This window comes from Bifidobacterium sp. ESL0704 (assembly GCF_029392075.1).
In the GTDB taxonomy this organism is placed as follows: Bacteria; Actinomycetota; Actinomycetes; order Actinomycetales; family Bifidobacteriaceae; genus Bifidobacterium.
In genome coordinates, this window is record NZ_CP113929.1 from 576,613 (window position 1) to 599,405 (window position 22,793).

General features: G+C 61.7%; 8 protein-coding genes. 7 read left to right on the forward strand and 1 reads right to left on the reverse strand.

The genetic code is table 11. From position 1 onward, the window contains the following. Nucleotides 1-23: 23 nt before the first annotated feature. The 7 genes from OZX64_RS01965 (at nucleotide 24) to OZX64_RS01995 (ending at nucleotide 22,494) form a co-directional block, all read left to right on the forward strand. Nucleotides 24-4,973, forward strand: a complete 4,950-nt coding sequence (locus OZX64_RS01965; protein WP_277173454.1) for a pectinesterase family protein — start codon at nucleotides 24-26, stop codon at nucleotides 4,971-4,973. A 657-nt stretch (nucleotides 4,974-5,630) separates the two neighbouring features. After that, nucleotides 5,631-7,046 carry a sugar porter family MFS transporter gene (locus OZX64_RS01970; protein ID WP_277173456.1) on the forward strand — a complete coding sequence of 472 codons (1,416 nt, stop codon included), beginning with the start codon at nucleotides 5,631-5,633 and terminating at the stop codon, nucleotides 7,044-7,046. Nucleotides 7,047-7,170: 124 nt separating this feature from the next. Beyond that, nucleotides 7,171-7,872 (forward strand): SGNH/GDSL hydrolase family protein, encoded by a 702-nt coding sequence (locus OZX64_RS01975; RefSeq protein WP_277173458.1) that lies wholly within the window; start codon nucleotides 7,171-7,173, stop codon nucleotides 7,870-7,872. Nucleotides 7,873-8,225: 353 nt separating this feature from the next. Next, complete coding sequence (locus tag OZX64_RS01980; RefSeq protein ID WP_277173460.1) at nucleotides 8,226-9,104, forward strand: aldose 1-epimerase family protein; 879 nt, start codon at nucleotides 8,226-8,228, stop codon at nucleotides 9,102-9,104. Between the two features lie 291 nt (nucleotides 9,105-9,395). Then, nucleotides 9,396-11,309, forward strand: coding sequence for a biotin carboxylase N-terminal domain-containing protein (locus OZX64_RS01985; RefSeq protein ID WP_277156317.1), 1,914 nt, complete (start codon nucleotides 9,396-9,398; stop codon nucleotides 11,307-11,309). Then, complete coding sequence (locus OZX64_RS01990) at nucleotides 11,309-12,916, forward strand: acyl-CoA carboxylase subunit beta (RefSeq protein ID WP_277156316.1); 1,608 nt, start codon at nucleotides 11,309-11,311, stop codon at nucleotides 12,914-12,916. Before OZX64_RS01985 ends, OZX64_RS01990 begins: the two co-directional genes overlap by 1 nt. A gap of 164 nt (nucleotides 12,917-13,080) precedes the next feature. Further along, nucleotides 13,081-22,494 carry a type I polyketide synthase gene (locus OZX64_RS01995; RefSeq protein WP_277173462.1) on the forward strand — a complete coding sequence of 3,138 codons (9,414 nt, stop codon included), beginning with the start codon at nucleotides 13,081-13,083 and terminating at the stop codon, nucleotides 22,492-22,494. On the opposite strand, the gene OZX64_RS02000 is transcribed toward OZX64_RS01995, so the two are convergent. Beyond that, entirely contained in the window at nucleotides 22,482-22,775 is a 294-nt protein-coding gene (locus OZX64_RS02000) for a hypothetical protein (RefSeq protein ID WP_277173464.1), read from the reverse strand. The genes OZX64_RS01995 and OZX64_RS02000 overlap by 13 nt on opposite strands. Between the last annotated feature and the right edge of the window lie 18 nt (nucleotides 22,776-22,793).

A 22,793-nucleotide genomic window follows, 5' to 3' on the forward strand; every position in this document is an offset into this window, starting at 1 on the left:
CTTCTGCGGCAACGGTGCTGACAATGGCGCTTACCGTTCCTTCTTCTGCGCAGGCATCCGATTTCAATATTGCGGCACCCTCGGGGCTGGCGATGGCACCGGCATCCAATACCGATACCTCCGTCGTGCTCACATGGGAAAAGCCGGAGCATTATTCGAATATCTCCGGTTACAATGTCTATCTCGGCGATGCATTGGTAGCAACGACGAGTATGACCTATTACAAGATCACGGGGCTGAGCCCATCGGCGACCTATGATTTCACGGTTAAGGCGGTAGGCGACGACGGAGGGGTTCTCTCCGCGGCAAGCAACCGTCTTGAAGTGACGACGACGTCTACACCCAAGCGCTATAACGTCAGGGATTACGGGGCTGTGGGCGACGGTACGACCAAGGATACCGTCGCGTTGCAGAAGACCATTGACGCCTGCAAGGAAAAGAACTGCGAGGTCTATCTGCCCGCCGGTGTCTATCTCAGCGGCGCGCTTAACCTGCATAGCGACATGACCTTCTATGTCGATACCAATGCGCAGCTGAAACCAAGCAGCGAGCTCAAAGACTATCCGTTTACCAGCGCCCGTCACGATATCGAAGACATCTACGGCAAGAACCCGGCGTATTCGAGCTTGCTCAATGCCGGCACGATGGACAAGTCCAAAGGCGTGACCACCAAGAACATCAAGATCATGGGCCCTGGCACCATTGGCGACAGCGACAACGGATTGCTGCTGCGCAAGGCATACGATGATTTCACCAATGAGGGCAATGGTGGCAATCTCGATATTCCGGGCGACATCTACCAACCCAACCAGCACGTCGGCGGCGGCAGCCTGATCAGCCTGAAGAATTGCGGCAGTGTGTATATGGATTCGTCGCATATCCGCAATGGCATGATGTGGACCATCGTCCCTGTCTACAGCAAGGACATCACGGTCTACGGGCTTGACATCGTCACTTCGGTACACAACGGCGACGGTTTCGACCCGAATTCCTCGTCGAACGTATGGACGCTGGCCACGCAGTTCTCCACCGGTGACGACAACAGCGCCATCAAGTCCGGCAAGGACGCCGAGGGCATCGCCATCAACCGTCCTTCCGACCATCTCTATTACCGCGGTGACGTGTTCAATTCCGGCCACGGCGGGGTGACGCTGGGCAGCGAGATGTCCGGTGGCATCAGCGACGTGTTCGTCGAGGATTCCACATTGGTCCCGGTCGATCTGACCAGCGGGGCTGTGAACCCCGGCATCCGCGTGAAAGTCAGCCCCAAGCGCAGCGCCTACATCCGCAATATCCAGGTGCGTGACTCCGTGGTCAACAAGATCAGCGTGATCACCAATTACGACAGGACCCCTGCCGCTTCGCTCGATCCCGGCTTGGTGCTTCCCGACATCGAGAACTTCAGGTTCTCGAACCTCACTGCGCCCAATTGGGACAACAACAACGGCAAAGGCAACACGATTGACATCAGCGGCTCGAATTTCGGTAGCGGACTGGTGAAGTACCTCAAGAACTTCCAGTTCGACAACTGCAAGTTCCACGCGGCCTTGCTCGACACCACGCAGAACATCGCCTTCCGCAACACCAAGCTGACCGATGGGCTTTCCGCCACCCGTTCGATTAACGTCACTCAGGACGGTGTGATCGAAAAGGACCATTCCTTCCCGGTCAACGACGATTTCGAGAATACCGAGGTCGGAAAGCTGCCGAAGTATTGGAGCATGCAGAAGTCCGATACCGGTGGCGGTGCAAGTGTCAAAGAGGAACCCGGCAACAAATACCTTGAGCTCAAGGACAACGGGCCAGGCTACGAAACCGTAGATAGAACGTTCACCGAGCAGAAGGAGAAGGTGCACGCCGAGTTCACCTTCAGACTTCCGGAAATCAGTCGTATGAACAACAGCGCTCTCATCGATTGGCGAAGTGCCAGCGATGGCAAGAACGTGGCTCGCTTCACCACTTCGGGCGTTGGCGACCAGCTTCTTTTCGGCAGCCAACCGATACTTACCGGTATTCAGGCCAATCAGTGGCATACGGTCGCGCTCGATGCCAACATTGCCGATAAGAAGATGGATATCACGGTCGACGGCAGCAAGGTTCTTACCGATCAGGCGTTCAGCCAGTCCAAGGCTTCCGGCATCGGACTGCTTGAGACTCGTATGGCCAACAACAATGCGTCCCTTGCTTCAATGGATTTCGACAATGTGAAGGTCACTGCCCAAGTCAGTGCTTCCAAGAAACAGGTCACTTCCGTGATACCCAGTGCACCTGCCAATTCCATCACCACCAAGGGTGGCACATTGCAGTTGAGCGCCGCTGTGGAGGCCAATGATCCTTCTGTCGACAAGTCCGTTGAGTGGACGGTCACCCGTCCCGATATGGGTTCGACCGACATTGCGACCATCGACCAGAACGGGTTGCTTACCGCCAAGGCCAATGGCACGGTTCTCGCCGTCGCCACTGCCAAGGACGGTTCCGGCACGCTTGGCGTGTTCCCGGTGGTCATCACCGGTCAGCAGAGCGTTTCCGGCTTGGTCCCGGTCAGCGTCACCACAACGGTCGGCACCGCTCCCGTGCTTCCCGGCTACGTCTATGAGCGCAACAGCGATGGCACCGTCATGCCGGTGGCTGTCTCCTGGGGCAGCGTCAAACAGTCCGATTATGCCAAGGTCGGGCAGTTCACGGTCAAGGGCACGGTCAAGGACGTCGGTTCCGTGGACGCGACCGTGACGGTCACCGAGGTCGGGGTCAAGTCCCTCGACACGGCAATCGTCAAGACCACCCCCGGCAAGCTGAAGATGCCGTTGAGCGTCGTGGCCGAGTTCAACGATGGTTCGCGCCAGCGTGTGAGCGTCAAGTGGGACAAGGTTGACGCTTCGAGCTATGCCAAGAAGAACCTCAACGGATTTACCGTTTCCGGTACGGTCGATGGACTTTCCCAGAAGGCCAAGGCCGTGGTGATGGTGATCCCTGAAGTCGTCGCCGGAGTGACGCCGATCGTCGTCTCTGCAGACGGCAACGGCGATTTCCGCACCATGGGTGAGGCGATCGCCTCCATCCCGCAGAACAACAAGCAACGTCGTGTGATCTTCGTCAAGCGCGGCACCTACAAGGAGAAGCTGTCGATCGATCGTCCCTACCTGACGGTTGTCGGCGAAAGCCCCGACAGCACGCGCCTGACCTACGACGCCAAGCCCAGTGACATAGGCAAGGACGGACAGCCGCTCGGCACCTATCACGATTATTCGGTGAAGATCACAGGCAATGACTTCTCGGCCAAGGACATCACCTTCGAGACGACCGCGGGCTCTACCGTGGGCCAGGCTGTGGCGCTTGATGTGCGCGCCGATCACGCCTCGTTCGACAACTGCCATATCCTGGGCTACCAGGACACCTTGCTGCTACGCAACAAGACCGATGCCAGCGCGACCGACAACGTGCCGGATCAGCCCACGGTGCAGACCTATCGTTCCTACTTCAAGAACTGCTACATCTCCGGTTCCGTGGATTGGGTGTTCGGTGCGGCTGAGGCGGTGTTCGACAAGTGCACGATGCATGCCATGCTCAACGGTTATGCGACTGCGGCCAGCACGCCGCAGGAGCAGAAGTACGGCTTCGTGTTCAAGGACAGCGTCGTCACCGGTGAGAATCCCTATAGCGGATCGTTGAACACCTATCTTGGCCGTCCGTGGCGTCCGTATGCCGCTGTGGCGTACGTCAACACCAAGATGGACAGGAATGTTCCGGCCATCGGTTGGAACAACTGGGGCAAGCCGGCCAACGAATCCACAGCGCGTTACTATGAGTGCGGCAGTACGGGCGAAGGCTCCAATCCCGCCGGACGTGCTTCGTGGGCCAAGACCTGCAACGCGAGCGATTTCACCGTGGAGAAGGTCTTTGCCAAGACCAGCGGCATCAATGCCGCCGACGACTGGGACCCGACCCAACTGGTCAATCCTCCTGCCGAAGACGCCGTCCCCGAGGCCGTAGATGCCGCTGCCGAAACGATGCAGGGCATCGCCTATACCGGCGACCTCTCCGCGTATGCGCAGGCCGACGGAGTCGATTCCCTGAAGTTCGCCGTGGCGAGCAGGCCGGCGCACGGTGTGCTGACCTTGCAGGAGAACGGTGCATACAGCTATCTGCCGGATCCGAATTTCGCCGGTACCGACACGTTCACCTTCAAGGCTCTTAACGGCTCTGCCGCCTCCAACGAGGCCAAGGTCTCCATCACCGTTCATGCGGCCACGCTCGATCTGAATGCGGACCCGGTGAAGACCGTTGAAGGAAGCAAGCAGGGCGATACCATCTCCGCCACGCTGACACAGGCCGACCTTTCCGGTGTTCGCGACAGCGACGGCAACATCCTCTTCGATCTGGGCGGCATGAAGGTCAAGATTCCGTTCGTGTTCGCCCGCATGCTTGCCGGTTATGGCAACAGCCTTAAGGTCTCGTCGCTTTCGGTTTCCGACGCCGACCGCAAGGCCGTCGATAACGCGCTTGGCAAGGGTGCGAAGGTGCTGGCCGAACGCGATCTGAAGGTCGAGATCGTCGATTCCGAAGGTCAAGGCGCTCCGGTGAGCGTGTTGCCTGGGATGGTTTCCGTCTCGCTGGACTTCCTTACCTCCCGTGATGCGGGTAAGGCCGGACAGGATACGGCGGTCTACCGGTTTGCCAACGGTATGCTTGCCCGACTTGAAGGTGCCGTCGATATGGCCTCTGGCCGTGCGAACATGCTGACCGATAGGACCGGTATCCTCGTCGCCGATCAATCGCCCAGCGAAAGCGGCACGCCGGCAAGCAAGCCGGCTGCCGTGTCCAACGCTTCGGCCAATCGCAAACCTCGCACCGGTGCCCGGCTCAGTGCCACCGGCAGCGCGGTGGTTGGCGTCGTCGTCCTTGCGGTTCTGCTTTCGGCAGCAGGCGTGGCGATGATGGTTGCGACGAGGAGGCGCAATGGCGCGGATCGGTGATAACCGATAGATAGGCTGATTCAGAAATTGGCCTCTTGAAAGTCGGCCGGCGGAAACCGTCGGGATGCTCATTGGCAGCGTTCCCCCTTCCCGCCGGTCGGCTTCCCGTCTGTGCTTGGTTGCCGCAACGGGGCTCGAGCGCCGATGAAGACGGGGAGGGCGTAGCTGCTGCGCACAGCCGGGAAACTCGGCATTCGTGATAGGACGGGCTTTTGCGCAAGCGGAAAACGAAATCTTTTTTTTGGATTCGGTGTGGTTGCCATGTTGCAACTGTTGGCATCAAAATATGTGTTGAATATCACAAAAATTATTTTTTAATTAGATGCGAACGCATCATGTATTGACTGTTCGACAGGAGGTGTTGATGGATGTCTAGAATCCGAGAACAACAGGAAGCCAGTTCTTGTTGATGCTGTCGTATACATAGCATCTGAGGTCTCGTTCGAGCAGGCCGTGGTTGGCGCTCGAGTGGCATATTGCAGTGCCTGGGGAAGGGTGCTGTGGCTGCGTTGCTGCAGGATTGGACCGGAAGCTGTGCGCGATGGCTCGGAGGCACGTCATTGACGATGTGCATAGGAATAAGCGATGTTGCCTTTACCGTGCGGTGTTTGACGGTGGTGTCATTCGTTTGTAAAGCAAAAAGATAAGAAGAATTCCATGGAAAACAATCAAGGTAGTATTCCCATTAATCAAAGAAAGCATGCCTCTACAGGGTATGTCATCGCAGTGTGCGTTGCAGCCGCCCTTGGCGGTACGCTGTTCGGCTATGATCAGGGCGTTATTTCCGGCGCGCTGAATTTCTTTAAGATTCATTTCAATATGTCCAGCGCGGAAGTCGGACTGGTATCCGGCATCCTGGCGATCGGCGCCATGGTCGGCTGTCTGGTGGCAGGCTGGGCCAGCGATGCGATCGGCCGTAAGAAAGTGATGATTGTCTCGGGTGCGATGTTCGTCATTTCCAGCCTCATCCTGGCTGTTTCCCCGACGGTTCCGATTCTCATCATCGGCCGTATCCTCTCCGGTTTCGCCATCGGCATGGCGGCGACCGTGGTGCCGTTGTATATCTCCGAGGTGGCGCCGGCCCGTATTCGCGGCACTTTGGTGACCTTCAACCAGTTCGCTTTCGCCATCGGCATGACCACGGTCTATATCATCAATGCCTTGATCGCCAATCTCAACAGCAAGGAATTCAACGTGAGTATGGGATGGCGTTGGATGTTCGCTTCCGGTATCGTGCCGGCGGTCATCTTCTTCGCTTTGGGTTATTTCGTTCCTGAAAGCCCTCGATTCCTCTATCAGAAGGGTCTCAACGACAAGGCGTTGGCCATTCTTACCCGTCTCAACGGCAAGGACGAGGCCCTGAGCCAGCAAAAGGCCATTACTTCTTCGCTGAGCACCGCCAAGCAGGAGGGTCATGTCGGACTGCGCCAGCTTTTCGCCCCGGGTGTGCGTTTCGCTCTGGTCATCGCTCTGGTGGCGGCTGCCTGCCAGCAGTTGACCGGCACCATCGCTGTCGGCTACTACGCTCCTATTATCTTCCAGAAGACCGGCGTGAGCACGAATGCCTCCTTGGTCGAGACCATCGGCATCGGCATCGTCAAGATCATCTTCGTCGGCATCTTCATGGTCTACGTCGATCGACTCGGCAGGAAGAGGCTGCTGACCTGGGGCGGCTATGCCATGGCGGTTTCCCTGGTGTTCCTGGCGGTGCTTTTCTCCACCGGCAAGTCCGATATGCTGATCAACATCCTGATTCTGGTCGGTGTGTTGCTGCACACCGCGTTCTATGAACTGTCTTGGGGCGGCGGCACCTGGGTTGTCGTCTCGGAGATCTTCCCGACCGAGATTCGCGGCCGTGCCATGTCGCTGTCTTCCACGATGGTCTTCCTGTCCTCCTACTTCGTCTCCCAGCTCTTCCCGATGATGCTTTCGGGGCTTGGCGGGGTATGGACCTTCCTTATTTTCGCCGTGTTCTGCGTCGCCATGGCGTTGTTCGCTCACTATGCGCTTCCGGAAACCACTGGCAAGTCGCTTGAGCAGATCGAGCAGGAGATCACTCGCCGTAAGAAGTGAGCGACGTTTCTGATGGTTCGCTGATTGCGGGAGCGGTTTATGACTCCGAAGGTCAAGCGGTGTCTGCTGCATCGGAGCCGCTCCCGCAATCGGTTTGATGACAAGAAAGAGGCAAGGAAAGCCTATGCATAGTTGTATAGATTGGCCAAAGCGTTATAAAGATCGGCCGTTCGCGGATTACGTTCTTAATTGTTTCGGCGATTCGACGACTTGGGGGGATAACGGGGTCGATGGTGGCTCTATGCAAACCTCCTGGCCGAGTTTCCTGGAGAAGAACGGTCTGTTCAAGACCGTCAGGAATTATGGGGTGTGCGGCTCAAGGGTGGCGTTGACCGACGATCGGGACGACAGTTTCTTCGAGCGGTATCGCGCCATGAAGGACGATGATGTCGATGTCATCACCCTGATGGGCGGTGTCAACGATTTTCAGCATGATGTCCCGCTCGGCATTCTTGGCGTCCGTGATGAGAGAACATTCTATGGCGCGTTCGACATCGTGCTTTCCGGGATTATCGAGCAGGCACCGGAGGCTTCGGTCGTGGTGTTCACCCCTACGGCGAATATGTTCCACAATCCTGCCAAGAATTATCCGACGTCCCTGCAGCCGAATGCGCGCGGGCTGCACCAGAAGGATTATGTAGAGGCCGTCAAGAAGGTATCGGAGCACTATGCGGTCCCTGTGGTCGATCTCTATGCTTCGAGCGGCATGTGTCCTTTCGTCGAGCAGCAGCAGGTGAAGAACATGCCTGACGGATTGCATTATAGCGTGGAAGGCTATGCACGGCTTGCTCGTCGTATCTACGAGGAGCTTCTGCATCTGGCCTGAATCGCGTAGCGGCCCGCGCACGTCGTCTCGTCAAGAGTGGCGGCGAGCGCGGGGTGGTATTGAGGCGTGAGCGCTGACCGATGAGGTCATGCGTTTGCGCCTTATTGTTTGGCGGCTCTGGTGCGGCCAGCGCAGTCCATAGAGGCCGCTGTCGTATGGGAAACGTTCGGGGGTCCGCGTTTTTGTGTCGAGACCTGCCCGGCTCGGGGCTGTCTTTGAGCTGACGGCATGCCTGGCGTCTTGGCCGTACAAGACGGTTGAATCGGTTTTCTTGCGAGCGTCTGTGGGCATGGCCGTCATCCGGTCTGTGAATACGTCGGTTGAAAACCGATCGATAAGGTAAGGGGAATTCCATGGAACAATTGCACAATGATCATTTTCTGGTCGTCATTGATCGTCATGGCGCTCAGATCAATCACATCTATAATCGCAAATACCATTTTGACTATATTTGGAACAACGATATCTGGCCGAAGCATGCGCCGGTGCTGTTCCCGGCAATCGGCAGATCGAATGAGGACGCCTATCTCTACGAAGGCCGCCGCTATAACATGCCCCAACATGGTTTCGCCAGCGATTACGACTTCGATATCATCGAATCCAACGACACCAAGCTGGTGCTGAGCCTCAAGGCCAATGAGGCGACAAAGAAGATCTATCCGTTCGACTTTGTGCTGACCGTCACCTTCACGCTTGGCGACGATGGCCTGACACTGCGTTTCGTGGTCGCCAATCGGGGCGAGAAAACGCTTTCGTACTCTCTTGGTTCGCATCCGGCGTTCAATGTGCCGATTGACGGCGAGGGTGCCTTCGACGATTACACATTGCGGTTTACGCCGCAACAGCGTGAACTCAAGCAGTTTGGAATCGTGAAGACCCCGAATCCTTACCGTGACGGCAAGATCAAGGATGTCGTAGGATTCGATGGCGAGTTGCCGCTGGACTACCGTCATTTCGATGACGGATTGATCATCATTGAAAACGAGGGTATCGCCGAGGTCGAGCTGTCGTCTCCGAAAACGTCCCATTCAATCGCACTGACGCTTTCGGATTTCCGGTATCTGACCTTGTGGACCAAAGAGGGCTCGGATGCGCCGTTCCTGTGCCTGGAGCCTTTCAACGGCCTGCCCGATGTGGTCGGCGAACCGTTAGACATCATGAAAAAGGAGGGGAATATGCTGCTCGAACCGGGTGAATTGAAGGCCTCTTCCTACAGCATCCGGCTTTCGTAAATGACCTCGTATCGTAGGATCGTGCGGCACGACGGTGGCGTACGCGATGGTCTTGTCTGATCGGTGATCATAGCGCGACGGGTGCTCGTGGTTCTCCACGCTGGTTGAAGCCGGAGCCGATGTCGTTTCGCTGCCGGCCGGGATTTCCGGGTTCATGGGTTTGCGTGTTGCTCTGGTTGTCGTTGTTCTTGTGGTCGGTACGACGAATTGTGCAAACCTACAAAAGCGCTCGGGCGATTTTGTCGATTCGTGAGGTGTTTCTGGTGGGGGATAGGCGATAGGTTGGAATCTATGGTCAATAATGTCAATAAACTGCTGGTAGCAAACCGCGGTGAAATCGCCTTGCGGGTCATTCGAACGGCTCATGAGATGGGGATACCGACCGTAGCGATCTACGCTGAGCAGGACAGAGATGCACAATATGTAGAGATGGCCGACGAAGCCTATCTGCTGCATGGGGATTCCTATCGTTCCTATATGGACGAGGATCTGATTATCGACGTACTGCACCGTTCCGGCGCCGACGCCGTCCACCCGGGCTACGGCTATCTTTCCGAAATCGCCTCGTTCGCCGACAAAGTCATCAAGGCGGGTGCCACATGGATCGGCCCGAGCCCGACGGCCCTGACCGATCTCGGCGACAAGATCACCGCCCGACGCGTGGCCAAGCGTGCCCACGTTCCTCCGGTGCCCGGCCTTTCCGAACCGGTGAGCAACATGCGCGAGCTGCTGACCTTCGCGCAGATCAACGGCTATCCGGTGATGATGAAGCGCACCGACGGCGGTGGCGGCAAGGGCATCACCCTCGTGCACAACGACGACGAGCTGCGCAGCTTCTATATGAACCACGACGCGCTCGAGGGCGGCGATCTCAATGAATACTTCGTCGAGCTGTTCATCGACAAGGCACGCCACGTCGAGACGCAGTCCGGCCGCGATTCCCACGGCAACTTCACCGTCTACTCCACGCGTGACTGCTCCGTGCAGCGCCGCAACCAGAAGCTCATCGAGGAGGCACCTGCCCCCTTCCTCACCGACGACGAGCAGGAACAGCTCGAACGTTACTCCCGCAGTCTCTTCAGCGCCGTCGACTACGTGGGCCTGGGCACCTGCGAGTTCATGGTCACCCCGCAGCACAAGGTCTACTTCCTCGAGGTCAACCCGCGCCTGCAGGTCGAGCACACCGTCTCCGAGCAGGTCAGCGGCCTTGACCTGGTGCGCGAGCAGATCAACATCGCCAACGGCGGCGAGCTCACCCGCGCCCCGCAAAGTCACGGCCATGCCTTCGAGCTGCGTATCACCAGCGAGGATCCGGACAAGAACCTGACTCCTTCCGGCGGCACATTGACCCGCCTTGACTGGCCCAGCGGCCCCGGCATCCGCATCGATTCCGGCGTGAAGGTCGGCGACGTGGTCTCCCCGAAGTTCGATTCGATGATGGGCAAGCTCGTCGTCACCGCCCAGGACCGCCCCACGGCCGTCGCCCGCGTGCGCCGCGCTTTGAAGGAGTTCAGGCTGGAAGGCGTGCCCACGCCGAAGTCGCTGTTCGAAACGATCTTCAACGATCCGGAGTTCACCGCCGAAGACCACGGGTTCACGGTCACCACCAAATGGCTTGAGCGCAAGTACCTCAACCACAAGCCCAATACGGCAAGTACCGGTCAGCCCGCTTCGATGAGCGGCTCGCAGGAGCAGCCCAAGAAGCAGGAGACCGATTCCTTCGTCATCGAGGTCGACAACAAGCGCGTCAAGCTCACCGTTCCGCGCGATATCGTCGACAATCTCACCGGCTCGGCACGTGCACGCGGCTCGCGTCGCCCGACCCAGCCGCTGCGTGGCTCCTCATCAGGTGCCGTCGAAGAACGCGCAAAGGTCAACGACGGCAAGTCCGGCGTCATCGATTCTCCGATGCAGGCCATCGTCACCCGCGTCAACGTCGCCGAAGGTCAAGAGGTCAACAAAGGCGATCTGCTGGCCGTGCTCGAAAGCATGAAGATGGAGAACTACGTCTACGCGCCCGTCAACGGCACCGTGCACAAGATCTTCGTCGGTCCGTCCGATTCCGTCGACGCCGGCACCACGCTGATGAAGCTCGATGTGACGGCGGCCGCCGACCGTGAGAAATCCGGTGCAAGCGACAAGGCCGAAAAGTCTGACGATGCCTCCACCGACGAGAAAGCCTCGAGCGAGGAGGCGAAGAACTGATGACCGACATCATGACCACATCGGCCGTCGAAAAGGCCATTCAAAGCGACAAGCCGATCGAGCAACAGCCGATTCGCGCCGCCGTCGCCCGCGCCGCCGAGCTGGCGCGTGACGCCGAGAACCACGCCCACGAGCGCCAGAGCGCCAAAGGCAAGTTCACCGCTCGCGAGCGCCTCGACCTGCTCTTCGACACCGGTACGTTCCAGGAGATCGGCCGATTCTCGGGCGGCGACATCAACAAGGGCGTCGCCGGCTCGGCCGTCATCACAGGCTTCGGCGATGTCTACGGCCGCAAGGTCGCCGTATACGCACAGGATTTCTCCGTGCGCGGCGGCACGCTCGGCCACGCCGAGGGCGAGAAGATCTGCCACTTGATGGATATGGCGCTTGATTTGAAGATTCCGGTCGTCGCGCTGATCGATTCCGGCGGCGCACGTATCCAGGAAGGTGTCGAATCGCTGACCCAGTACGGCCACATCTTCCGCAAGACCTGCGAGGCAAGCGGCTACATCCCGCAGCTTTCCCTGATTCTCGGCCCCTGCGCGGGCGGCGCTGTCTATTGCCCGGCCCTGACCGACTTCATCATCATGACCCGTCAGAATTCCAACATGTTCGTCACCGGCCCAGACGTGGTCAAGTCGGTGACCGGCGAGACGATTTCCATGGAGGATCTCGGCGGCGGCAAGGTGCACAACGCCGTCTCCGGTGTCGCGCACTATTTGGGCGAGGACGAGGCCGATGCCATCGATTACGCGCGTACGGTGCTCGCTTACCTGCCTTCAAGTTCCGAGGACAAACCGCCGGTGTACGCTTACGCGGCCACCCGTTCGGACCGTGCCACGGCCGAGCGTCTGAGCGCCATAGTCCCGGACAACGACCGCCAGCCTTACGACATCTGCGAGGTCATTCGCTGCATCGTCGACTACGGCGAATTCGTTCAGGTGCAGGAGCTCTATGCCAAGTGCGCGGTGGTCGGTTTCGCCTGCATCGAAGGCCATCCGGTCGGTGTTGTCGCCAACCAGCCCAACGAGCAGGCCGGCATCCTCGATGTCAATTCCAGTGAGAAGATCGCCCGTTTCGTCCGTCTGTGCGACGCCTTCAACCTGCCGGTGGTCACGTTGGTGGATACCCCAGGCTACAAGCCCGGCAGCGATCAGGAGCACGCGGGCATCATCCGCCGTGGCGCCAAGGTCATCTACGCCTACGCCAACGCCCAGGTGCCGATGGTCTCGGTCGTGCTGCGCAAGGCCTTCGGCGGTGCCTACATCGTCATGGGTTCCAAGGCGATCGGGGCGGATGTCAACTACGCCTGGCCATCCAGCCAGATCGCGGTGCTGGGCGCCGCGGGTGCGGTCAACATCATCCACCGCAAGGACTTGCACAAGGCCGCCGAGCGCGGTCAGGACGTCGAGGCGCTGCGAAAGCAGTACATCGACGAGTACGAGAGCGAGACCCTGAACGCCAACCTTTCGTTGGAGACCGGCCAGATCGACGCGATGATCGACCCCGAGCAGACGCGAGAGGCCATCGCCGAGTCCCTGCGGTTGCTGCGTGGCAAGAAGCGCACGCGCCGCACCGCCAAGCATCACGGCAACCAGCCGATGTAGCCTGACCGTCACTGGGCGAACGCGGGAATCCTGCCGATAGACGCATAAGCGAGATCGGCGGCCCTGCCGGTTCCCGGCGTTCGCCCAACGTCACCATCCAGATTTGTCACATACGTTTTTTATAGCGGTAATACGAATAACAACATCAATATATAAGGAAGATAATGACTGAAAACACCTTCTTCTTGAATCGTCTGAGCTCTGAGCCGCACGCGCTCATCTTCGGCGGTCAATCCACGCCTTGGGTCTCCTCCCTGGCCGATGAGTGCACCGACCCGACGCTCGCCGAGAAGCTCAAGGCGCACGCCGATGCATCGTCCCGCCTGCTTTCGGCGGTCACCCCGGACCTGCTCGCCACCATGGGCGGCATGGTCGATCTCTTCGGTTTCAAGGCGAACCCCGCAAAGCTCGGCCCCGCGGCCGACGCCGCAGCCAGCGTGCCCGGTATCGCCTTGGCACAGCTGGGTGCGCTGATCGATGCCGAGGGACTGGGCTACAGCGTGGCCCAGGCCAAGCCGTTGGCGGCTCTCGGCCATTCGCAGGGCATCATCGCCGAGCATATGGTCGATGCCATCAAGGAAGCCGGGTCCGTTGAGGCGGCCGGTGACGCCATTGACGAGATCCTCGCCATCGCACGTCTGATCGGCGCAGCCGGCACCCGCCAGTCCCGTCTGCTTCCCGTCTCCACCCGCTTCGGCGAGGCCACCCCGATGCTTTCGGTGCGTGGCGCGACCAAGCGCCAGATCGAGGTGCTGGTTTCGCGAGTGGTCAAGCCGCGCGGGCCGATTGCCTTCGCGGTGACCAACGCGACCGACAATTACGTGCTTTCCGGTCATCCCGAGGATCTTGCGGCCTTCGTCGTCGAGGTCGGCAAGGAGCATGCCCGCCAGGCCAAGCTGCGCGCCGACAAGGTGCGTGGCGGCGAGGTCTTCGACCCGATCTGCGAATACCTCGAGGTCACCGTTCCCTTCCATTCCCCGCTGATGGCCGAGGCCGTCGAATCCACCGTCAACTGGGCCAAGGCCTGCGGCCTGGACGCCGATCGCGCCCGTACGCTGGCCAGCGAGGTGCTGATCAACCACGTCGATTGGGCCGCGCGCACCGACGCGCTCTTGAAGAGCACCGATCCCACCAAGTTGTGGATCGTGGACATGGGCCCGGGCAACACCGTCGGCAAGCTCGTGGGCGCCTTGGTGCAGGGCACCGGCGTCGGCGTGGTCGAGGCCGACAGCGAAGAGGCCCGTGCCGCGCTTTCCACCAGGGAAGACGATCCGGTTCGTACGCAGGATTGGCGCAAGTTCGCCCCGCGTGTCATTTCCACTCCCGCGGGCGACAAGATTCGTACCAAGTTCAGCGATCTGACCGGCAAGCCGCCGGTGCTGCTGGCCGGCATGACCCCGACCACCGTCAACGCCGACATCGTCGCTGCTGCCGCGAACGCCGGCTACTGGAGCGAGATGGCCGGCGGTGGCCAGGTCACCGCCTCCGTCTTCGACCGCAACGTCGCCTCGCTTGGTCGTCAGCTCGAAGAGGGCCGCACCATCGAGTTCAACGCGATGTTCATGGACCGTTACCTGTGGAACCTGCAGTTCGGCCCCGCCGGCATCGTCGCCAAGAAGCGTGCCTCCGGCACCCCGATCGACGGCGTAATCATCTCCGCCGGCATCCCGGAGCTCGACGAGGCCAAGCAGCTGGTGGCCAACCTGCGTGAGCAGGGCTTCCCGTATGTCGCCTTCAAGCCCGGCACCGTCGACCAGATCCGTCAGGTCGTGCGTATCGCCAAGGCCGTCGCCCCGGTATCCATCATTATGGAGGTCGAAGGCGGGGCCGCCGGCGGCCACCATTCTTGGGAATCCCTCGATGTGCTCTTGATGGACACCTACGCCGACGTGCGTGCCTGCTCCAACCTCGTGTTGGTCGCCGGCGGCGGCATCGGCACCCCCGACCGCGCCGCAGACTACATCTCCGGCACCTGGTCGCGCGCCTATGGCAAGCCCGACATGCCCGTCGACGGCGTGTTGATCGGCACCGCCGCGATGACCGCCAAGGAAGCCCACACCAATCCTGACGTCAAGCGCATGCTCGTCGCCACGCCCGGCATCTCGCCGAAACCCGACGATTCCGATCCCTTCGCGCCTTTGGGCGAGAACTGGGTCGCCGCCGGACAGGTGGCGAAGGGCGGCGTCGCCAGCGGCCTGAGCCACCTGCACGCCGACATCTACGAGCTTGAGAATGCCTCGGCCCGTTGCGGCCGTCTTCTGGTGCGCGTGATGAAGCACCCGGAGGAGCTGGAAAGCCGCCGTGACGAGATCATCGAGGCTTTGAACAAGACCTCGCGCCCGTACTTCGGCGACCTCGACAAGATGACCTACGTCGAATGGGCCCAGCGTTTCGCCGACCTTTCCTATCCGTGGGCCGACCCGACCTACGCCGACCGCTTCCTGCACCTGCTGCAGCGCGCCGAAGCTCGTGCCTGCGACCAGGAGAGCGGCGAGTTCGCCTCGCTGTTCAATGGGCGCGCTGATGTCGAAGACGATCCGCAGGCCGCCATCGACAAGTTGAAGGCCGCCTATCCGCGCGCCGCCGAGGTCACCGTGACCCCGAGTGACGTGGCATGGTTCCCGACCCTGATCCACGAGTACCACAAGCCGATGCCCTTCGTGCCGCAGATCGACAACGACCTGCTGCGCTGGTGGGGTCAGGACCAGCTCTGGCAGTCCGAGGATCCGCGCTATTCCGCCGATTCCGTGCGTGCCATCCCTGGCCCGATTTCCGTGGCCGGCATCACCACCGTCGACGAGCCCGTCGGCTCCATCCTCGGCCGCTTCGAGGCCGCCGCGCTCGAGCGTACCCGTGAAATCAGCGGTGGGGCCGAGCCCCAGCAGGCCTTCGCGGAGCTCAGCGCCGCAAGCGACGCCGAGGAGTTCATCCGCAAGTCCCCGAACATCTCCTGGGTCGGCCATCTGATGGCCAACCCCGCCTTCGGCACGCCGATGGGCGACAAATACTATGAGATTCGCCCGGTGGGCGACGAGGACGGCACCCAGCTCTACGACCTCGACATCCATCTGGACACCTTCTGGGACAACGATCCCGACGGCGGCACCTCCAAGCACGCCGTGCGCGACATCGTCATCCCGCTCAATGTCAAGCCCACCGAATCCGGTCTCTTCCCGGTGGTCGACCGTGAGCGTCTGCCCAAGCACGTCTACGCCATGCTCGCCGACACCGCCGGCATCGGCAACACCGCCATCACCGGCGACAAGCTCACGGCGATGCCCGAAATCGAGGAGATGAGCGACAAGAAGGCCTTCCCCTATGGGCGGGCGCACTCCAGCTACACCTTCTCCGCCAACCTCGGCTACGACCACGAGGCCGCCACGGCCGGCAACATGCCCGGCTCCTTGAACGCCTCGCGCATCGCGCCCGACGCTCTGGTCGGCCCGGCCTGGCCCGCAATCTACACGGCGCTCGGCTCGGTCTATGTCCACGGCTATCCGGTTATCGAAGGCCTCTTGAACGCGGTCCACCTCGACCATCAGATGGAGCTTGAGGTCACCGAGGACGAGCTGCTGGGCCACGTCGGCGAGAAAGTCGACCTGACCAGCTGGGCCGACGCCTACGCCGAGTCCGCCTCCGGGCGCATCGTCACCATCCACGTCACCCATACCGCCATCGACGGCACCGTCCTGGCCCATGAGGTCGAGCGTTTCGCCGTGCGTGGACGCTCCTACTCCGAGGAACTGCCGGCTGACGTACCCGATTACGGCGATTATCTGACCTATCGCAAGCGCCACACCGGCGAAGGCACACCCTTCGACGAGCACAGTGACGGCGGCCTGGATCAGGTCGTGGCCACCCCGCGTCGCATGCTGCGTCGCGTCACGCTGACCGCGCCGAGCGAGATGACCGCCTTCGCGCGCACCTCCGGCGACTTCAACCCGATCCACACCTCGCATCGCGGCGCCGCCGTCTCGGGCCTCAAGGCTCCGCTGGTGCACGGCATGTGGCTTTCCGCCGCCGCCCAGCACGTCGTGCAGGCGCGCGACGACAAGGGCGCGCACTACGAGATCGCCGGTTGGACCTACAACATGTACGGCATGGTGCAGCTCGGCGACAAGGTCGAGATCTCGGTCGAGCGCATCGGCAAGCTGCGTCACGGCGGCATGACCCTTGAGGTCACCTGCCGCATCGACGGCAACATCGTCTCCCGTGGCACCGCCGCCGTCCGCGCCCGCCGCTCCGCCTACGTCTATCCGGGCCAGGGCATCCAGCAGCAGGGCATGGTCCTCGACGAGCGCGCCAAGTCGGCCGCCGCGCGCGAGACCTGGGAGCGGGCCGACAAGCTCACCCGCGAAAAGCTCGGCTTCTCGATCCTGGCCATCGTGCGTGACAACCCGAAGACGCTGACCGCCAACGGCGTGACCTACTACCACCCGGACGGCCTGCTCAACCTTACGCAGTTCACCCAGGTGGCGCTCGCCACCGTCGCCTACGCCCAGACCTCACGTCTGCGCGAGGCCGGCAGCGATGTCTGGCCCGCTTACTTCGCCGGCCATTCGCTGGGCGAGTACAACGCGCTGAGCTCCTTCGCCGGCATCATCCCCTTCGAGACGGTGCTTGAGCTGGTCTTCCAGCGCGGTTCGGCGATGAACAATCTCATCGATCGTGACGAGCACGGTCGTTCCAACTACCGCATGGCCGCTCTGCGCCCGAACCAGTTCGGCGTGGGTGACGACGGCGTTGACGATTACGTGAAGTCGGTGAGCGAGGCGAGCGGCGAGTTCCTGCAGATTGTCAACTACAACCTCGCAGGCCAGCAGTATGTCATCGCCGGAACGCTCAAGGGCCTCGAGGCCCTGAAGGCCGATTCACTGCGTCGTGTCAAGGAATACGGTGGCAAGCCCGCGCTCATGTACGTGCCCGGCATCGACGTGCCGTTCCACTCCATGCTGCTGCGCAAGGGCGTGCCTGACTTCCGCAACAAGCTCGACACCCTGCTGCCGGCGCATATCGACTACTCGCGCCTGGTCGGCCGTTACATCCCGAACCTCGTGGCGACGCCGTTTGAGATGACGAAGGAATTCGCTAAGAAGATCGTCGACGTGGTGCCGTCCACCCGTATTCAGGAAGCGCTTGACGACCCGAAGGTGTGGGATTCCTACGCCGCCGACGAGCAGAAGCTCGGCCGCCTGCTCTTCACCGAGCTGCTGGCTTGGCAGTTCGCCTCCCCGGTGCGCTGGATCGAGACGCAGGCCATCATGTTCGGCGACCCGGCCCAGGGCGGCCTCGGCGTGGAGAACTACGTCGAAGTCGGTCTTGGCAACCAGCCGACCCTGGCCAATCTCGCCACCAAGACCCTGCGTCTGCCCGACTTCTCGGGCGCCGAGGTCTCGGTCTACAATCTCGGCCGCGACGAGCAGCGCGTGTATATGACGGATTCGGACAGTCTGGTTCCCGAAGAAGATAATGACGATGCTGATTTGTCTGCTGAAACTGCTGCTCCCGCCGCAGCCCAGCCAGCACCTGAGTCGTCTCCGGCTGCCGTCGCTTCTGCTGCTGTTGCATCCGCACCAGTTGCCGCTGCTCCGGCTCCGGCCGCTGGTTCCGGCGAGCGTCCCGCGGACCTGCCCTTCGCCGCTTCCGACGGCATCGGCATGCTTTTGGCCTATGCTGCCAAGGTGCGTCCCGACCAGATCGGTGAAACCGACACTACCGACACCCTGACCAACGGTGTCTCCTCGCGTCGTAACCAGCTCTTGATGGACATCAGCTCCGAACTGGGAGTGGCAAGCGTGGACGGTGCCGCCGAGGCTTCGATCACCGATCTTTTCGCTCTGGTCAACAAGGTCGCCCCGCACTACAAGCCCTTCGGCCCGGTGCTCTCCGACATCGTGCGCGACCGCATCAAGAGCCTCTTCGGCGCCGCTGGCGTGAAGCTGGCGCAGGTCGAGAAGCGCGTCACCGACACCTGGCAGCTCGGCCAGGGTTGGGCCTACGCGGTGCTTGCCACATTGGTGCTCGAGACCCGTGAGGGCTCCTCGTCGCGTGGCGGCGATCTGGCCAGCCTGACCTGCGAGCAGGCGTCCAACGCAACTGCGGCCAACGCCCTGATCGATGCCGCGGTGCAGAAGGTGGCCGCCGATCACAATGTGACCGTCGCCCTGCCGAGCGCCGGTGGAGCCGGTGGTTCCGTGGTCGATTCCGCGGCCCTCGATGCGTTTGCGGAGAAGGTCACCGGTGCCGATGGTGTGCTCGCCAAGACCGCGCGCTTCGTGCTCGATGAACTCGATGTCAAGGCTCCGGTGCCCGATGCCGATGAGGATGATGACGCCGCTGTGGTCGAAGCCGTCGAGGCCGAGCTGGGCAGCGACTGGCCCGAGCAGGTCGCCCCGCGCTTCGACGAGCGCAAGGCCCTGCTGCTCGATGACCGTTGGGCCACCGCGCGTGAAGATCTCGCACGTCTCTACTACAACCACGACCAGAAGGTCTCGTCGCTGAGCTTCATCGGCGCCGGCCCCGAGGTCGCCGCACAGGCTCAGTGGTTCGCTTCCAAGGCCGAGAGCGATGGCGACACCATTCTCGCCTCCACCTTCAACCGCATCGCGGTCGAGGCCAGCTCCAGCGCCAAGAACGACCCGAAGGCATCCCGCTTCGCGGGCGATATCGCCGTGGTCACCGGTGTGGCCGCCAACTCCATCGCCGGCCAGGTCGTCGAAGGCCTGCTGGCCGGGGGAGCGACGGTTATCGCCACGTCCCACAGCTTCAAGCAGTCGGTGAAGGCATGGGCCGAGCAGATCTACCGCGAACACGCGGTGGGCGACGCCAAGCTCTGGCTGGTTCCGGCCAATCTCTCGAGCTATCGTGACGTCGATGCGCTCGTGCAGTGGGTCGGCGGCGTCTCCAAGAAGACCACCGGCGCCACCACCACGATCTTGAAGCCGGCCTACGAGCCGAGCCTCTTCTTCCCGTTCGCCGCACCTCCGGTCCACGGCACGATGGCCGATTCCGGTCAGCTCTTCGAGTCGCAGGCCCGCCTGATGCTCTGGGGCGTCGAGCGCGCGATCACCGGCTTCGCGGCCATCGGTGGCGACACCGATGTGCAGCACAAGCTCCACGTCGTGCTGCCAGGTTCGCCGAACCGCGGCGTCTTCGGCGGCGACGGCGCGTACGGCGAGGTCAAGTCCTCGTTCGACGCCATCGTCACCCGCGCCCATGCCGAGAAGGATTGGTCCGGTCGTGTCACCTTTGCCCACCCGCTGATCGGCTGGGTACGCGGTACCGGCCTGATGGGCGGCAACGACCCGCTGGTCGATGTGGTCGAACGCCACGGCATCCACACCTATTCCACCGCCGAGGTCGCAGCCTCGCTGCTTGACCTCGCCGACGCGGATGCGCGTGCGAAGGCCGTCGAGGCTCCGCTGCACGCCGACTTGACCGGAGGCTTGGGCAATGAGCCCATCAACATCACGGCGTTGCGTGCCGAGGCCGAGGCCGACCAGGCCAATTCCGCTACGGCCAGCGCCGATGACGATACCGAAGCGAGAAAGAACGATGGCAAGGCGACGCTGATCAAGGCGCTGCCCACCCCGGATCCTCCTCGTCAGGCCAAGGTGAACCTCGCCGATTGGCGCAATGTCACCGCCAAGCCGGAAGACCAGATCGTCATCGTCTCCATCGGCGAGCTGGGCCCCTGGGGCTCCGGCCGTACCCGTAGTGAGGCCGAGCTGGGAATCCACCACGACGGCAGCGTTGATCTGTCTGCCGGTGCGGTGCTCGAACTGGCTTGGAACATGGGTCTGCTGACCTGGCAGGACAGCCCGAAGGCCGGTTGGTACGACACCGACGGCAATCTCGTGCCCGAGGCGGACATCGCCGAGCGTTACCACGACGAGGTCGTGGCCCGTTCCGGTCTGCGCCCGTTCGACAACGGCATGGGCGGCGACTACAAGGACGATACGGCCAGCGGCGAGGTGGAGATCTACCTCGACCACGAGGTCACCTTCTCCGTGCCCGACGAGGAAGCCGCTCAACAATACGTCATCATGGACGCCGAGCACACCTCGATCGCCCGTGACGAGGAGTCCGGCGAGTTCAGCGTCACCCGCAAGCCCGGTTCGATGATCCGCGTGCCCAAGCGTTTCGCGATGACCCGTACCGTCGGCGGCCAGTTCCCGAAGGGCTTCGACCCGGTGCGTTGGGGCATTCCTGCCTCCATGGTAGGCGAGGTCGACCAGATCGCGCTCTGGAACATCGTCACCACGGTCGACGCCTACCTTTCCGCAGGCTTCACCCCCTCAGAGGTCTTGCAGACGATTCATCCTTCGATGGTCGCCAGCACGCAAGGCACCGGTTTCGGTGGCATGGCCAGCATGCGCAAGCTCTATCTCGACCGCTTCCTCGGCCATGAGATTCCGACCGACATCCTGCAGGAGGCCCTGCCGAACGTCGTCGCCGCGCACGTCATGCAGTCCTACATCGGCGGTTATGGCAACATGATCCAGCCGGTCTCGGCCTGCGCCACCGCCGCGGTCTCGCTGGAGGAGGGCGTCGACAAGATCGCCCTTGGCAAGGCGGACTTCGTGGTCACCGGCGCCATCGACGACATCGGCGTGGACTCGGTGATTGGCTTCGGCAGCATGGGTGCGACCGCCGACGCCAATGTGATGTACGGCAAGGGCATCTCCGACCGCTTCTTCTCGCGGGCGAACGACCGTCGTCGTGACGGCTTCGTCGAGAGCGAAGGCGGCGGCACGATGCTCGTCACCCGTGGTGACATCGCCTTGAAGATGGGTCTGCCGGTGGCGGCCGTGGTCGGCTACGTTCACAGCTTCGCCGACGGTGCGCACACCTCGATCCCGGCTCCGGGCCTTGGCGCCCTCGCCGCGGCCCAAGGTGGCAAGGACTCCCAGCTGGTTCGCCAGCTCGCCAAGCTCGGCGTCACCCCCGACGACATCGCGGTGGTCTCCAAGCACGACACCTCCACCAACGCCAACGACTCCAACGAGTCCGAGCTGCACAACTCCGTGGCGCACGCCATCGGCCGCGCCGACGGCAACCCGCTCTTCGCCATCTCGCAGAAGACGCTGACCGGGCACGCGATGGGCGGTGCCGCGATCTTCCAGATCGACGGGCTGACCCAGCTCTTCCGCTCCGGCGTCATCCCGGCGAACGTTGCGCTCGATTGCGTTGATCCGAAGATGCGCAAGGACGACCACATGGTCTGGCTGCGCAAGCCCTTGAAGATCGGCTCCATCAAGGCCGGCCTGGCCACCTCGCTCGGCTTCGGACACGTCTCCGGTTTCGTCGCCTTGGTGCACCCCGGTGCCTTCGAGGCCGCGGTCGCCAATGAGTACGGCGAGGATGCGCTAGAGAAGTGGCGCAAGCGCGCCAACGAGCGTCTGGCCCGCGGCGAGCGTCGCCGTCTGCTCGGCATGATGGGGCAGGCCCCGCTCTACGAGGAAATCGACAACCGTCGTTTCCATCAGGATTCCAAGACCTACGATTCCCATGAGATCGAGAAGGCGATGCTTCTGAACCCCGACGCCCGTCTCGGTGCCGATGGTTACTTCGAGTGATCGCAACAGACAAGGAATTTCATCTTCGCCGTTGAACGGTTGACGATGAGAATGCCCGCCGCTGGTATGTGCTTCAGCGGCGGGCATTCCTGTATTCCAGCCGGTTTCGTGGTCTCGATGGTGCGGATGCCCGGGTCGGGGCGATATGCCGGTTGCCGCAGGAAGGAGAGAGGGCGAAGAGGAACGATGGAATCTTGTGCGCATACGAAGGCAGGTGTGGGTGCCGATGGGCCGGCATACGCAGCGGGCGGGTCGGCATCCGCAACGCTCGCCAATCTCATGTCGGGCAGGTAGCATGA

Excerpts from the sequence above, each read along its gene's own strand:
- OZX64_RS01965 (WP_277173454.1), top strand. The coding sequence starts at position 24 with ATGGCGCTTACCGTTCCTTCTTCTGCGCAGGCATCCGATTTCAATATT.
- OZX64_RS01970 (WP_277173456.1), top strand. The coding sequence starts at position 5,631 with ATGGAAAACAATCAAGGTAGTATTCCCATTAATCAAAGAAAGCATGCC.
- OZX64_RS01975 (WP_277173458.1), top strand. The coding sequence starts at position 7,171 with ATGCATAGTTGTATAGATTGGCCAAAGCGTTATAAAGATCGGCCGTTC.
- OZX64_RS01980 (WP_277173460.1), top strand. The coding sequence starts at position 8,226 with ATGGAACAATTGCACAATGATCATTTTCTGGTCGTCATTGATCGTCAT.
- OZX64_RS01985 (WP_277156317.1), top strand. The coding sequence starts at position 9,396 with ATGGTCAATAATGTCAATAAACTGCTGGTAGCAAACCGCGGTGAAATC.
- OZX64_RS01990 (WP_277156316.1), top strand. The coding sequence starts at position 11,309 with ATGACCGACATCATGACCACATCGGCCGTCGAAAAGGCCATTCAAAGC.
- OZX64_RS01995 (WP_277173462.1), top strand. The coding sequence starts at position 13,081 with ATGACTGAAAACACCTTCTTCTTGAATCGTCTGAGCTCTGAGCCGCAC.
- OZX64_RS02000 (WP_277173464.1), bottom strand. The coding sequence starts at position 22,775 with ATGAGATTGGCGAGCGTTGCGGATGCCGACCCGCCCGCTGCGTATGCC.